Source organism: Desulfobacterales bacterium (assembly GCA_029211065.1).
Lineage (GTDB): Bacteria > Desulfobacterota > Desulfobacteria > Desulfobacterales > JARGFK01 > JARGFK01.
In genome coordinates this window covers 1-15,849 of sequence record JARGFK010000010.1, presented here as the reverse complement: position 1 = coordinate 15,849, position 15,849 = coordinate 1, and the positions used below count along the sequence as shown (strand labels likewise).

10 protein-coding genes are annotated in these 15,849 nt (G+C 51.6%); 8 read left to right on the top strand and 2 right to left on the bottom strand.

Annotation, left to right across the window (positions count from 1 at the left end; genetic code table 11):
* Positions 1-183 precede the first annotated feature (183 nt).
* The 8 genes from P1P89_03795 (at position 184) to P1P89_03760 (ending at position 13,831) form a co-directional block, all read left to right on the top strand.
* The gene (locus tag P1P89_03795; protein MDF1590616.1) at positions 184-1,557 is read left to right on the top strand and encodes a putative DNA binding domain-containing protein; all 1,374 of its coding nucleotides are present in this window, start codon (positions 184-186) and stop codon (positions 1,555-1,557) included.
* Positions 1,554-1,817: a hypothetical protein gene (locus P1P89_03790; GenBank protein ID MDF1590615.1), complete on the top strand. Its 264-nt coding sequence runs from the start codon at positions 1,554-1,556 to the stop codon at positions 1,815-1,817. Before P1P89_03795 ends, P1P89_03790 begins: the two co-directional genes overlap by 4 nt.
* A complete protein-coding gene (gene radC, locus P1P89_03785; GenBank protein MDF1590614.1) occupies positions 1,810-2,532 on the top strand; it encodes a DNA repair protein RadC in 723 nt (240 codons plus the stop codon). Before P1P89_03790 ends, radC begins: the two co-directional genes overlap by 8 nt.
* A 19-nt stretch (positions 2,533-2,551) precedes the next feature.
* Positions 2,552-5,428, top strand: coding sequence for an N-6 DNA methylase (locus tag P1P89_03780; protein MDF1590613.1), 2,877 nt, complete (start codon positions 2,552-2,554; stop codon positions 5,426-5,428).
* The gene (locus P1P89_03775) at positions 5,421-5,582 is read left to right on the top strand and encodes a hypothetical protein (protein MDF1590612.1); all 162 of its coding nucleotides are present in this window, start codon (positions 5,421-5,423) and stop codon (positions 5,580-5,582) included. The genes P1P89_03780 and P1P89_03775 overlap by 8 nt, the downstream gene beginning before the upstream one ends.
* A gap of 107 nt (positions 5,583-5,689) precedes the next feature.
* Positions 5,690-6,742 (top strand): Fic family protein, encoded by a 1,053-nt coding sequence (locus P1P89_03770; GenBank protein MDF1590611.1) that lies wholly within the window; start codon positions 5,690-5,692, stop codon positions 6,740-6,742.
* Positions 6,743-7,057: 315 nt separating this feature from the next.
* The gene (bamA, locus tag P1P89_03765; GenBank protein ID MDF1590610.1) at positions 7,058-8,902 is read left to right on the top strand and encodes an outer membrane protein assembly factor BamA; all 1,845 of its coding nucleotides are present in this window, start codon (positions 7,058-7,060) and stop codon (positions 8,900-8,902) included.
* Positions 8,903-9,202: 300 nt separating this feature from the next.
* Complete coding sequence (locus P1P89_03760; GenBank protein MDF1590609.1) at positions 9,203-13,831, top strand: translocation/assembly module TamB; 4,629 nt, start codon at positions 9,203-9,205, stop codon at positions 13,829-13,831.
* 15 nt (positions 13,832-13,846) lie between these two features.
* Here the strand turns inward: P1P89_03760 and P1P89_03755 are convergent, their stop codons facing one another.
* Together P1P89_03755 and P1P89_03750 are read right to left on the bottom strand one after the other, a co-directional pair.
* Positions 13,847-14,323: a CYTH domain-containing protein gene (locus P1P89_03755; GenBank protein ID MDF1590608.1), complete on the bottom strand. Its 477-nt coding sequence runs from the start codon at positions 14,321-14,323 to the stop codon at positions 13,847-13,849.
* Positions 14,324-14,418: 95 nt separating this feature from the next.
* Positions 14,419-15,600: a pyridoxal phosphate-dependent aminotransferase gene (locus P1P89_03750; protein MDF1590607.1), complete on the bottom strand. Its 1,182-nt coding sequence runs from the start codon at positions 15,598-15,600 to the stop codon at positions 14,419-14,421.
* Positions 15,601-15,849: the final 249 nt, after the last annotated feature.

The window sequence follows — 15,849 nt, the reverse complement described above, 5'->3', positions numbered from 1 at the left end:
AGGAACGCTTCGCCGGTTACCCGTCCATTTACAATCTGTTATTGGCACGGCAGCTTTGAAACAATTTGACAATGCAATCTTTTGAAGAACTGCGGCGCAGTTTGGGCGATAACGGCAAAGACTTGCTGAAGTTATATATTGACGGTGGGAACTGACGGCGTTTCTTTGATTAAGCTGGGACAAATGAAAAAATCACAACTGAAGGCCATCGTTGCCAAGGGAGAGGATAGTCGGCTGCAATTCAAGCGGAACATCCGCAACGTGGATGCGCTTGCAGCTGAAATGGTGGCCTTTTCCAACAGCGAAGGCGGCCGTATTCTCATTGGCGTTACCGATGCCGGAGAACTTGAAGGTGTTCCCCGAACAGATCTAGGCCGGATCAACCAGGTCATTGGTAATGCGGCCAGCCAGCATGTGCGCAGCCCGATTTCGCCCCTGACGGAAAACATTGCTGTGGCCGCCGGCCGGGTGGTTATCGTTCTCGCCATCTCCAAGGGGATCGACAAGCCCTATTTCGATCGCAACGGCGTCATCTGGATCAAGAGCGGTTCGGATAAGCGGCGGTTGAATTCAAAGGAGGAATTGCGCCGCTTGTTCCAGATATCGGATCAATTCCATGCAGACGGACTTCCTGTTAAAGCGGGAATTGAGGCCTTGGACAAGCTCCGTTTCCGGGATTTTTTGAAAACGATATTTAAGCTCGATATTCCGGATGCGCCGGAAGATCTGCTCAAATTACTCCAGAACATGAACCTGGCCGTGGCAGACGGAAGATTGAACCTTGCAGGCGCATTGCTGTTCGCCGAACGGCCGGAATGGATCGCACCGCAATTCATTGTCAAGGCCGTCCGGTATCCTGGAAATGACATTCATGTCACGGATTATATAGACACCGAAGACTATACCGGACCGATGCGGAAGGTTTTTGACGATGCCATGGCCTTTGTCCTGCGCAATCTTCACAAAATCCAGGCAGGCCGCGGCGTGAATGCTCCGGGAATTTCCGAAATCCCGCCGTTGATTTTTGAGGAACTGTTGGTCAATGCGCTGGTGCATCGGGATTACCTGGTCAGCGCCCCCATCCGGCTTTTTGTGTTCGATAATCGGATCGACATCGTCAGCCCCGGGCATTTGCCCAATAGCTTGACGGTAGAAAAGATTCGGACCGGCAATTCCATTATCCGCAATCCCATCCTGGTTTCCTATGTTGCAAAGGGATTGTTGCCCTACCGGGGGCTTGGCTCGGGGATCAAACGGGCCTTGGAGGAATGGCCGGATATCGATTTTGCCGATGACAGGGATGGCTGTTTGTTTACCGTAACGGTTCACCGAAAAGCTGTAAAAAGTTCGATGAAAACGCCGGTGAAAACGCCGGTGAAAACGCCGGTGAAAATACTTGACCACTTGCGGAAAAACCCAAATGATACCCTGGCCGAAGTTGCCTCTGCCATCGGCAAATCCCTTAGTGCAGTTGAACGCGCCAGTGCCAAGCTGGTGAAGGAAGGCAAGCTTCGTTTCGTTGGCCCGCGAAAAGGCGGCCACTGGGAGGTTTCATGAGCTACAACGAAGCCGAAACCCGTTATCACCTGATCGATCCTGTCCTGCGCAAGAAGGGCTATGACGATCATCAGCGTCTGAGGCTGGAAACTCCCGCTCCGGTGGAGTCCACAGGAGCAAAGGGCAGACGATGCCTGGATGGTGGCCGCCGGCAACTTGCCATTAGCCAGGAGGATCTGGCCCGAGCCCGGTTAGATGCGTTTTGTGAACGGATGCAGGACGCAGGGGTTTTGAACCTTCCGGAGGTCGGTCGTGGATGATGATAAAGAGAAATTTGAGATTACTCCGAAATCTGTACGCCAATCCATCAAGGATTGGCCCACCTCAGAACGCCCCCGTGAAAAGCTTCTTCATTTAGGCCCTGAAGGGTTGTCTGATGGTGAATTGCTTGCGGTTCTGCTGCGAATAGGAAAATCAGGACAGTCGGCTGAAGATATGGGGCGGCAGCTATTGACACAGTTCAATGGCATCAACGGAATCGATCGTGCTCATACCGAAGAACTTCTTGCCGTTCCCGGCATGGGCATCGCCAAAACCGCACAATTAAAGGCTGCTATCGAAATCGGAAAAAGAGCCCGCATGCAAACCGCCCAGCCCAAGGATTTTAACAATGCGGCGGATGTGACTGCATACATCCGGCCGCGGTTTGAAGGCAAGCGTCAGGAATCCTTTTTAGTCATCCTCCTGGACGGCCAGAACCGTCTGCTTGCTGAAAGGGCAATTGCCGAAGGTATCCCGACGCAAGCCACGGTCTATATTCGTCGGGTGATGGAGGAAGCCTTGCGGGTATCGGCAAGCGCGTTCATAGTGGCCCACAATCATCCTTCAGGCTGCACAGCCCCCTCGCCCGCGGATGACCAGACGACTCAGGACCTTAAACAAGCCGCCGATCTTTTGAATTTACTTTTTATAGATCACATCATAATCGGCAGCGGGAACAGTTATTACAGTTACGCTGAAAACGGCAAATTATGACCAAAGTTGGGAGTGATGCATGGCAAAAAAGAGCTATGTCAAGGCAGATGAAATCCAAATAAAAGGCAATCAGATCTTCAGCCCGGTGCGACGCAAATGGCTGCCGCTGACCCCTGAAGAACGGGTTCGCCAAGAATATCTGTTCGTTTTGACTGAGGGATACGGCTTCACCATCGATCAAATCTCCGAAGAGATGGATGTCGCGGGACGCGGCAGCGCTCAGGCACGGGCCGATTTTGTAATATGGCGCAGTGCTCAGGATAAGGTCGATCAAAAACCGCCGTTTATCATCGTGGAATGCAAATCCGATAATGTTACGATCAAGGCCCCGGATTACGCCCAGGGAGAACACTATGCGCGGATGGCCGACGCGCCTTTTTTCGTCACCCACAACTCGCGGGAAACCAAGTACTGGCGCGTTAAAAAGGATCGGATGCCCGGCTATATCGAAGAGATTGAGAACATCCCCCATGCCGATGCCACGGATAAGGAAATCAAGGAGTTGTTCTCCAAGCTGCGCGTATTCAAAGAAAAAGAGTTCGCCGACCTGCTTCACCAATGCCACAACGTGATCCGCAACCGCGAAAAAAAGGATCCGGCCGCCGCCTTTGATGAAATAGCCAAGATTCTTTTCGTAAAAGTCTACGTGGAGCGCAAGCTGCTCACCCGCCGCAGCAAGGAAAACCTCTTTACCGTGGATGTGCTCAATAAGCAGATTGCTGAAAATCCATTGGACAATTTGTTCCAAGAGACAAAAAGATTTTATGGTGCAGATAAAATTTTTGATGACGACGAACGGATCAACCTAAAACCGGCCACGGGCGAGGAAATCGTGCGTAAGCTGGAAAAATACAATCTGTCCGATACCAGCGAAGATATCAAAGGGGTGGCCTTTGAACGCTTTCTAGGCCGCACCTTTCGTGGGGAAATCGGCCAGTTTTTCACCCCCAGGACCATCGTGGAATTTATGGTCCACATGATCGATCCCAAGGAGGGTGAGGTGGTTTGCGACCCGGCCAGTGGTTCCGGCGGATTCCTGATTCGCGTGTTTGAGATCGTGCGTGAAAAAATCCTGGCTGATGCCGACCAGCAGTATAATGTGTATCGCACAAAAGTTGGAAAAGACAAATCCCTTACGGATACCAAGCGAGCCAAACTTTTGCAGGAAAGATTTGATGAGATCCAGCAGACCATTGATCAAACCAAGGAAGGTTCGCGTCTCTGGAATTTAGCCAACCGCTGCATCTTGGGTACGGACGCCAACGACCGCATGGCCCGCACCAGCAAAATGAACATGATTATGCATGGCGATGGTCACGGCGGGGTTCACCACCATGACGGATTTTTGAACGTCAATGGCATCTTTGAAACCCGCTTTGATATTGTCCTGACTAATCCTCCCTTTGGCGCTAATGTGGAACCCTCGGACAAGGTTCTGGAATCCGATATCGAGGTGACTGCCTCGGACGAACGCCGCTATGTCCGAGAATTCGGAGAGCCTTATAAAGAAGCCCAGGCGCGGGTGAAGGCCGCCATCAACCGGCCCATTGCCAGCCTGTTCGATTTGCCTAAAAGCGATAAATCCAAAATTAAAACCGAAATCCTGTTTATCGAGCGCTGCCTGGATCTGCTCAAACCCGGCGGCCGCATGGGCATTGTGCTACCCGAAGGGATTTATAACAATCCATCCCTGGCCTATGTGCGCCAATTTGTCGAAGACCGGGCCTATATTAAAGCTGTGGTTAGCTTGCCAGAGGAAACCTTTGTATCATCCGGCACCACTGTTAAAGCATCTCTTTTGTTCCTTCAAAAATATACTGATGCGGAGAAATTGAAATTCGAAAAAACTTCTGCGACCGCTAAGGCAGAAATTGAAAATAAATATGCGGATGAGATCGCGAGGGAACTCCAGCGGCTTGGAAGAGCAATTGAAAAAACCAAAGAAAACAAGGACGCCAAAAACCGAAGATTGCTACAGAAAGAATTAAGGGATTACGTCAAGACGATCGATGATAAAATAGCTTCAGAATCTCGGCAGCTATTAAAAGAACGCTTTAATTATCCTATTTTTATGTACGAGGCGGAAAAAGTCGGAATGTCCGCAACTGGAGATGAAGACCAGAACGAGCTATATCCCAATCCGAATCAACCAGAGGAAACACAAAAAACGTGCTTAGAGCAATACAAATCTTTCGTCATGAAAGGAAATTTACCAACTTCAAATGAAAGAATATTAGGGAAAGGCAAATTACATTCTGCTTTTTATACCAATTTTTCTGAATGCGATCGTTGGGACCCAATCAGCTTCTGTCAAATGGATTGGAAGTGGTCAGAGAATGAGATGCAGCATATTGGAGATGTTTTAGATAAAAAGCAGGAGCCAATAAATAAAATCGTTAATTTCACTGATCTTCTACCTGTGACGATTCACTTTGATGGGAGCATGGACAAAAGAAGCCTTACTCCAGGTCGAACCTATAGTATGCAAATGTTTAAAGCAGAACCTAGTGATATTGTTGTATCCAAAATTGACCTGAAAAATGGAGCGGTCGGTATTGTGCCAAATGACTGGACAAACGTTGCTGTTACAGGGCATTTTGCAGTATATTCCGCCAAGCAATCACTTGTATATCCTGAATGGATTCATAGAATTATGCAGCAACCCGACTTTAAAGAGTTCTTATGGCGACATAAGGTGGGGGCAGAAGGCAGAAAAGAGGTGAAGTTAGATTTTTTTGAATCAATTAAAATCCCCACTCCTGATTTAAAAATTCAAGCGAGTATACTTCAACATAAACAACATATTATTGATGAAATTGAAAAGCTAAAACGAAAATTGGTATTGGCGGAATCGCAGGTAAATAAAATGATTCACGGGGATTTGCCGAATGAGTAAACCTCGGCTATTGCGCCAACTAATCGAATTCGAAGGCTACTTTGCTGAAGGCGTATTGGTCATTTTCAAAATCATCCGCGGCTTTGCCGATTTGCGGGATCTGGCGGCGGTTTCGGTGCCCTATGAGTTGAGCGACGGTGCTGAATTGGGGTAGGTTAAAGGACATCAGCGCCAATTAAACGAGAAGCATGCCCTGGACATTAAGAAATACCTTGAACAAAGCGACAGCCGGCGCACCAATTTAAACGAGATGATAATAATATGAACAGTAAAGGATTTAAACCTATATTCACAATCACCAACCACATCACAAGCTGTCTCACCCGCGTCGAACGCGCCCGGGGATTCCTGGAGGCTGCAACACTTTCTGAAAACTGGGTTCGTGAGATGGGCAACCGGGCCCTGGTTTTGGAAGCTCACCACACGACTCATATCGAAGGTACACGGCTGACATTGGAACAAGCCGAGCGTCTGTGGCAAGGGGACAGCGTGCCTGAGGCTAACCCGGATGATGCACGGGAACTACTAAACTACCGAAAAGCATTTGATTTTGTTTCCGAGTACCTCAAAAGCGGTGATCCGATTACGGAAGGTATGGTGCGGGAAATCCACAAGCGCCTGGTGGAAGGCGTCCGGGGTGGGGCCGCAGCCCCGGGTGAATATCGAAGACTCCAAAATTACGTGGTTAACTCAGTTACCGGCGAGACGATCTACACACCGCCTCCGGCGCACGATGTCCCCATCATGATGGCCGAATTGGTGAACTATCTCAACAGCGAAACCGAAACACACCCGGTGCTGGTAAGCGGCATCGCCCAGTTTCAGCTTGTGAACATCCATCCATTTTTGGATGGAAACGGTCGCACCTCCCGGCTGCTCTCCACCCTGTGCCTCTACCGAGCCGGATACGATTTCAAAAGGTTGTTCACCATCAGTGAATACTATGACCGGAATCGCGCCACATTCTACCGGGCGATCCAGGGCGTGCGTGATAGAGGCATGGAGATGACCGGTTGGCTGGAGTATTTTATGGAAGGTTTGAGCACACAGCTTGCCGAGGTGAGAGACCGCGGGCAGCGAGCCATCCGCCGGGATGTTCTCATTAGGGAATACAGTCTTTCGGATCGTCAGACCATAGCCCTCGGATACATCTTGGAACATGACAGTTTGACCATCCAAGATTTCGAGCGACTGTGCCCCAATGTCAACCGCCGGTCTCTGCAGCGGGATCTGAAGGCGATGGTGGACCACGGTTTGATCGTCAGCGAAGGCGAAACCCACCACCTGCTCTACCGCCTTGCGAAGCCGCGTTGATCTTTGCGACAGGTTTGCGACAATATTTGCGACACGCACAGAGTCAATGGGGTCGTGGCTTTTTCGAATCAGTCCACTCTAACACTATAATTTTACAATAGAATTATGAAAAATTAGTGCTGATTTTTACTTAGAATGTTGTTCTTATTCCCCTTAATGTTCTATTGAACTCGAAGCCCCATTCGATGCCACGCTCCCTAATGCGCTCAGGCAGTCACACCTCCCCGAAGCGGATCGCCTTCAAAGCCTATTCCACAGTCCCCACCACTAAATGAAGCTATTTTATATTATTTGATTTAATGGTACATTGCCACCATGAAGCGATTCATCATCCTATGCCTCCTGATACTGATCGGTTTTAGCGTAACCGCAAGCGGTATGGAGCCCGACAGCCAATTCAGCTTGAACACGCTCCGGTTTGTCGGGATTAAATCCGTCCCCAAAGACGACCTGGCCAAGACTCTGGCCATCCAGACGCCTCCCGCGTGGAAATTCTGGATGGATCGGCCCGTCTTCAGCGCCGAAGACCTGCCGGATGATGTTTTGCGGATTAAACAGTTTTACCAGGACCGTGGATATTATCACACCATTGTGGCCTATCAAATCGAAGCGGCTGATGATAGAAACGCTCCGGCGGGGCCGCCGTCAACAAATGTAACCTTCACAATAACCGAAGGACCACCGGTTCTGGTGGAAGCCATCAATATCACTGTAAAGCCGGAAATCGAAAAACCGGCGGTAAAAGACCTGTTAAAACTGATGCCGCTTAAACCCGGCCGGATTTTTATAACCGCGGAATACCGTGATGCCAAAAAAGCACTCCTGAAAGCCTGCGGCAACAGCGGATATCCCTTTGCGGACTTAACCGGCAAGGCAACGGTTAATACTGAGACCAACTCCGCACAAGTTTTTTTCAGGCTGGACCCCCGGAAGCAGTACAGCTTTGGTCCTCTCACGATCTTGCCGAATGATGCCGGTGTAAAAGACATCGTCATCTTGCGGGCCATGCGTTTTAAAGAAGGCGAGCTTTACGATGCCGGCAAGGTGGATGAAAGCCGGCGCAACCTGTTTAGCCTGGATATGTTCCGGCTGGCTCTGATCAAACCGGAGGCGCCCGAACCGGATGCGCTGTCTGTTCCGATGACGATTCAGCTAACACCGAAAAAAAGTCAAAATATCAAATTCGGCGTGGGCTATGGAACCGAGGATGGTTTTCGGCTCAAAGGCGCCTGGACCTACCGGAACCTGTGGGGCTGGGCCGGAAAAACCTCGATAAGCGCCAAGCGTTCGGATTTAATTGAAAATATACAGGCAGACTACATCCAGCCGTATTTTCTGGATGCCAAGAACACCCTGCGCGCCAAAACCGGTTTTGAACGTGAAAATTTTGATTCCTATACCAACCGAAAAATATTCGGCAATGCCGGTCTTGAACGAAATTTTATTAAAAACTGGACCGGGGCAGTCAGCTACAACCTGGAAGTCAACAATCTTGAAGACATCAAGATTACGGACCCCGAAGAGCTGGAGAGGCTTTCACGACAAAATACGTATGTTATCTCATCCCTTCAACCCGGATTGGTATACAACAGCACCGACAACACCCTTGACCCCAAAAAGGGGAGTGTTGTCGCGGTTTCGGCCGAATGGGCTTCCGATCTTCTGGGTTCTGAAATCAACTTTGTGCGGCCGGCCCTGGAGTTGAAACGATATCAACCGCTGTCTGAAAGTGTCACGGTTGCCGGCCGGGTCCGCTTTGAAACCATCCAGAGCGATGATCCGGCCTCCATCCCGATCTTTAAACGGCTGTTCCTGGGCGGCAGCAACACGGTTCGCGGCTATGATTTTCATAAGATCCCACCGCTGGATGACAACAGCAACCCGCTGGGGGGACTGTCCGCCCTGAATGCAAACCTGGAGCTCCATTTTCCGATCTATCGGAAACTGACCGGCGTCATTTTCGGAGATGCAGGACTTCTGGACCCAGACTATTTTCGATATAATACCGGCGACATGCGTTACACCAGCGGCACCGGCATCCGCTACAAAACAATTGTCGGCCCCCTGCGGCTGGATTTCGGCTACAAGCTGAATCCGCCGGAAAGCGAACAGAAAGTAGACCGGTGGCGGATTCACCTTAGTATCGGGCAGGCGTTTTAACTTATAAAATACGAAGCACGAATATTGAAATCCGAAAAAATACCGAACTACCAAAACTCGAATGATCAAAACAGAGGGGCATCTGCCATCGCGAATATAAATTTTTGTCATTGGGACATTCGATATTTGAATTTGCCCTTCGACCCGGCTCAGGGCGGTGAGCCAGCCGAACCGTTTCGAATTTCGATATTCGGATTTAGAATTTAGCAAATGTTACCTGTAAAACTCATGCTCTGGGCTGAGACCAAAACCGTCACTTAGCTTGTCGTGTATTTAGCTTTATTAATTTGGGCATAACCCATGAAAGAATCAGGACCGGAAAAACCAAAGCAGAAACATTGGGGGAAAAAACGCATCCGCTTTTTCCTGCGACTGCTCATATATCCGCTGGTAGTACTTATAATTTTACTGCTGGGCGCGTTTTTATTCCTGCAAACCGAAACGGCCCGGAATGCCGTCAAGACTTATATCGAAGAGGCCGCGACCCAATATCTAAAGGCTGACCTTCAGGTTGAAAAAATTTCCGGCAGTCTTTTATTTGATATTTCCCTGGAGGGGGTCCGATTTTCAAAAAATAACGTCCCTGTCCTGACCGCACGGCGAGTATCGGCAAGTTACCTGCTGTCCCTGCTGCTGACCCGGGTCTTAATGTTGAACGAAGTCGAAATCGACGGCATGGCTTTAAACCTTATTCGGGAGAAAGACGGCCGCCTGAACATCACAACCCTTATACCGGCCGATGAAACCCATGATAATTCAGCGCCTGCCCCGCTGGCGCTCACAACCCTCGTTAGCCGGGTAGCGGTTTTCGACACCGAGGTGATTCTAACCGATAAACAAACCGAAGCTTCTCAAAGGCGGGTCAGCAATATCCGACTGGCGGCCGGACTGAAACTGTCAACCGACGGGGTGGTTACTGCCCGGATCATAAATCTTGCCCTGACCCTTGACCAGCCCGCCTTCAGCCTTGCCGGCCTGAGCGGACGCGTCAGCTATTCGCCCGGAAAGAGCCGCCTGGAAATCAAGGATCTCCGGGGACGAACAAGGGAATCCGACGTTATCGCTAACGGCAGTATCGATTTAGAGCCCGCCGGCATTCAATTCAATCTCCGCTCGTCAATAAAAACCCTTTCGCTTCCGGAAATGGGGCGACTCCTTTCGATCCCGACGCTTGATCGGGGCCGACTCGCCGGAACGCTCCAGGCCAAAGGAAACCCGAACCGCTTTTACCATGAAGCCCAACTGGATCTGGAGGGGATGTCGCTGTCCAGCAGCGGACAGATCGAATGGACGGGATCTGAATCCCTGGGCATGGAAGTTTCCGCAAGCATCCGGCACCTGAACCCGGCGGCGTTGCCCCTGGTGGACCTTCAAGGCATCAGCGGCGACATCAATTCCGATATCCGCCTGCAGGGCTCGGACCTGGTCGGCCCGGGACGCCGGGGCCGTTTGACGGTTGACCTGAAGCCATCCCGGATTGCCGGCTACAACCTGACGGCCGCCAGGATCGAGGCAGCCTTTGACCCTGGGGCCTTCGTACTCACAGACAGTTTTTTGGCCGGACCCCAGGGTCGCATCACTGTCCGCCGGGCCGTTGCAGACATATTCGATTCCGCCCGACCCGGACGGCTGAGCCTGGTCGCTTCCGCACAGGACCTGGACCCGGCTGTCAGCGGACGCGCCGATCTTACCGGAACGCTCAATCTGAATGTTACAGCAACTGCCGTTTTGCCGGTATCAACCGGCAATCGCTTCGACCTTGCCGCCGTCACCGCCGAGGTTTCGGCGGATATCGGCCCATCCAGGATCCAGGCGGTCGATATCGGCAGCGGTCGTATTAAAGCGGCCTGGAATGGCCGGGATATTGAAATCGAAACACTGGAACTGTCCGGTGCCGGCGCCAGCGTAGCGGTATCCGGCTCGCTCACACCCGGCGTCCGCAGCAGCCGGCTGATGTTTAGAACCGAACTTGCAGACCTTCAACAAATCGCTCGCCTGGTTCCTAAACTATTCCCGGACCGGTTTCCCTCCGGCGGCGACTTTAACCTGAAAGGCCAATTAAAAATCAACGGCGAGTTTAACGGCTGGTGGGACCGTCCCGATTTTTCAGTCAGCCTCAGCGGCAGCGGATTTAAGTACGACCAATTTTCTGCCAAGGACTTCGCGCTAAAAGGAACTTTTAAGGGACCGCCGGATGGTTTTAAGGCAACGGCCGCCTCACAGGCCCAAAACCTAACCGTCAACGGAATTCGGATTCCCCGGCTTGACCTTGCGCTGCAGATAGGGCCGGACAGCGCCCAGGTGGATCTTAGCCTGCAGCATGAAAAGAACCTGTCCCTGGCGGTAAAAGGGCGCTTCGACGAATGGCGCCAAGCGACTAAAAAAATTACCATCAGCACGTTCCGGCTCACCCCGACGAAGACGGGCCGCGCCCCCGCTGCCCCCTCCTTTGATGAAATCACCAATCGCGGCCCGATCCGCTTGACGCTTATGCCAAACGCCCTTGATATCGCCGCCCTTAACCTGATTTCAGAAGAAGCGGCGCTTTCTCTAACAGGCCGTCTCATGGACGGCAATCGGATAAACGCCACCCTTTCCCTCACGCGGCTGGACCTAAAACGCATCCCCCGAATCATTGAAGTCCAAGACAAATTTTCCGGCACCTTTTCAGCCGATATGGAACTGACCGGAACCCTTTCCCGGCCGCTTCTCAAGGCCCGTCTGGGCGTTAAGGATTTTTCCGGTTTTGACATTTCCTTCTCGGATCTGGATGTTTCGCTGGATTACAGGTCTCCCCGGGCGGCTTTTAAGGCAACCGGCTACTCAAACCAAAACATGATCTTGGACCTTAACGGCGAAGCCGGCGTGTTATGTTCCCTGCGCCCTTTTAAATTAGAGCCCCAGACCGGCGGATTCAAAATGGCCGTCGTCGCAAGAGACCTGAAACTGTCGACCCTGCCGATCCCGAAACCGGCGGAATTTGATTTTGACGGCACCCTGAGGCTCGACGCACGTCTTCACGGTGATTTAACAGATCCGAAATTCAGCGGCAATCTGGCGATCAAAGATGGGTTTTTCGCCCTGAAAGGTAAAACGTCCTCAACCGTGTCCTTCTCAGATTTTAACCTGACATTCGGCTTCGACGGGTCCCGGGCAACAGTTCAAGCTGCTGTGTTCCGGCAAGTGCAGCAAGTGCTGGATCTAACCGCCGAGGCTCCCTGCCGCATCAGTCTGTATCCTTTCAAGCTAATCCCGCCGGAAAGGGATCTGAGGGTCTCATTAAGGGCCCGCGACTTAAAGCTGTCGGAGCTTCCCCTTCCCCGTAAAACCGCCTTTAACTATGAAGGGCTGCTGTCCCTGGATCTTGATATGGCCGGAGACCTAAGCACACCGGAAATTAAAGGCAAGCTTTCGCTTCAGGAGGGGTTCATTGCGCCTGAAAACAAGGATCCCCGTGATTATGGGTTTTCCAGTTTAAACATAGCGTTTCACTATGAGGCCGCTAACGTCGACCTAAATGCCGCCTTGTACCGTGGGAAACAAAAGTTTCTGGACCTTAACGGCCGGGCCGGGCTGGAATTGTCTCTGGTTCCCTTTCGCTTTAAACCCCTTGACAATGATTTCAGGCTGGAGGCCGCCGCCCGCAACCTGAAATTGTCCATGCTGCCGATCCCGCGGCCGGCGGGAATCGATTTTGACGCCCTGCTGAATGTTAATGCAACGGCAAGCGGCAATCTGACCAAACCGGTCATCCGCGGAAGCCTGTCCCTGCAGGACGGATATTTAACCCTGCTGAACCCCGCCCTGTCATATGAAACAGTCCGGGCGCAAGTTGATTTTTCACCGGCCGGAGTGGTCATTAACGCGTTTTCGCTGACCGGCGACACGGAAGGAACCCTGAATATAAGCGGCCGCATCAAAGCGGAGGGATTAAAACCGACCGGATTTGATATTCGCCTGACCGGTGAGAATCTCTACATCCCCTATCAAAAGGCCGTAACTGCCCGGGTTCGGCCGGACTTAAAACTCATTGGTACGCCGCATAAACCCGTTTTAGGCGGCATTCTGACCATCACGGAAAGCCGTGTCAATCTGGATCTGCTTTCAACCCAGGGTCCGGCTGAAATCCAAATCGAATCGGCCGGCGCTGATAAAAAAACGACCATCGAGATCCCGGAAGAACCCGGCAGCGCGGAAGCGCTTCTTCGTCCCCTGGCGGCAGATGTGCTGGTGTCAGTCCCTAAAAACGCCTGGCTCAAAGGCCAGGGGGTCACCGCTGAAATGGCCGGTCAGGTCAATTTAAAGAAGGAGGCGGACAAACCTTTTGTTCTGGTGGGATCGCTTAATGCGGTCAGGGGAACATTCGATTTTCAGAACAAACTTTTTAAGATAAGCCGAGGCAATGTTGATTTCATTGGGCTGGCAGAACCCAATCCGAACCTGGACATCCAGGCGGAAACCCGCATCGCCAAGGTTAATATTATTATTAAGATAACAGGGACGGCCCAACAGATGACGCTGGACCTGGACAGCGAGCCGGCCATGGATCGGACGGATATCATCTCCTATCTGGTGTTTGGAAAGCCTGCCGGCGACTTAAACCAGCAGCAGAATTTAAATGCCGAGCAGGCCGCACTGAACCTGACCGGACAGCTTGCGGCCAATGAACTGAAAAATTTACTGGGAGACGCATTCAGTCTGGATGTCCTTACCCTGGAATCCGGCGGCGGGGACATCACCCAGGGTTCGCTTGCCGTGGGAAAATACGTCACCCCGGAAGTTTTTGTGCTCTATCGCCACCGTTTTAAAGTGGATGAGCCCGACCAGGTTGAGGTGACTTATGAAATCAACCGCAATTTCAGTATCGAAACCCAGCTGGGGGATGAGAAGACAAGCGGAATCGATTTTGTCTGGGATTTTGATTTTTAAATTCCGAATCAAATCTCATTCTGACCGCTGCCAGTTTTTATAGGAATTTCGGATCAGATTTGAGTTAAAATATTTCGGATCTCCGGTAACCTCAGCGCCGATCCACTCAGGTTTCACAAAGGGCTGATCCTCCCTCTCCAGCTCCACCTCTGCAACGATCAACCCCTGATTTTCCCCGAAAAACTCATCAATTTCCCAGACAAGGTTTTCATGTTGAATTTTATATCGGTTCTTTTCGATAATGGGTTTTTCGCACAGTTCATCCAGCATGGCATCGGCATCCTGAACCGGAATTTCATATTCATACGCCACCCGCGTGGCGCCGGTGGTAATCCCTTTGACGGCCAGAAAGCCCTTGTCGTCGATCGCACGAACCCGCACAACGCGCTCCTTGGAGCTATTCAGGTATCCCTGCCGGTATCGGGTTCCTTCTGCCAGTTTCCTGAAAGTTTTGTCTATAACAAGAAACTTTTTTTCAATCTCTTTTCCCATTATCGATCACCCCGGTTATGTGCTTATCTATAAAAATTAAGCCCTGTTGCTGCAGGGTAATAATTGATCGCCGGGCCCGTGCCGGTTGTCGCGTTTTATCCGTCGCGACCAAATCTTTGTATCAGCCGTGAAATTCCAGACTGAAAAATTTCAACGGGCGTCAGCAGGCTGACCACCACAAACCCTTCCCGGTCGAATCCATAAAAATACCCGGGATGCACCAGCGTGTTGTCCCCCTCCAGCAGCTGCAAGACCCGGTCCTCATCGGAAACTGCATCGGATATCTCCAGGATCCCATACCAGCCGCCTTCGCGCCGCAGCAATTTGCAGTTGGCGGTTTGAGCGAGCTGCGCTTTTAAAAAGCGGCTGTTATCCTCCAGCCGGGAATGCATCTGGTCCTGGATCGCTTTGCGCCCCTGGAGCAGCTTTTTGGCTGCGTGCTGCACCGGCGCTGACACCGAAAGATAAAAATCCAGCATCATTTCAAGCCGCGCCTGGACTGTTTCGGCAAGATCGGATTTGCCGCCCACAACAATCCATCCCAGCTTCATCTGGGGCAGCCCCGCCACCTTGGAAAGTCCGTTCAGTACAAAGGTCATGACGGTGGAACGGTTCACCGCCGTCCGAACCCGGCCCGGTTCCGGTGCGGCCCCAAAATCGGAAAACACCTCGTCCACGATCAGGGCCAGATCGTGCTCGCGGCAGATGCTGTCGAGCGCTTTCAACTCCGGCTCCTTTAAAAAAGAACCGGTGGGGTTGTTGGGGTTGACCACCACAACTGCCCGGGTAGAGGGGGTGATAAGCGCCTGCAGGACCTCCAGGTCCATAGACCACCCCTTTGCATCGTCATATTTCAGCGGATAGGCCACGGGCTGCAGGTCTTCAAAAACCGCCAGAAAAGAAAGCAGGGGATACCCGGGCCGGGGGATCAGGATCTCATCACCTGAATTGCCCAGCAGCTTGAACAGAACCGCGTAGGCTTCACTGGTGCTGGCGGTCAGAAAGATGGAACTCACATCAATCTCTTTACCCAGCTCCCGGTAATAATCCTTGACCGCTTCCCGGGCGGTTGCAAAACCCCGCGGGTCAGGCTCATAAACCATTGCCCGGGGCTGTGCCAGGGCCGTCAGTATCTTTTCATCTTCATAATGAAATCCCGCCCGGGTCGGGTTGGACTGCGTCAAATCTAAAACAGTTTCGCCGCCGGCCTTCTTCTTTTCAAGGAGCCTGCTCAAGGGGTTGGGGCTTACATCCCAGGTACCACGGTTTGAAAACATGTTCTTTACCTCTTTATTTTATGGTAAATGCCTCTTGTTTTTCTTCTCATATGGCCTGCAATTTAATATTAAAAAATCGCTACGCGATTTTTTAAAGGGTAAAAGTTTAAAAGGGCAAAGGGTTATTTTTTAGTCCTGACGCAACGAAATCCGATATCGCTGTCCCGAATGTACGGGTAGAACCTGCGGCGGAACGCACAACGGGCGTCGCCCCGATCGTCGTCCCACGAACCCCCCCGCAGCGAAGGG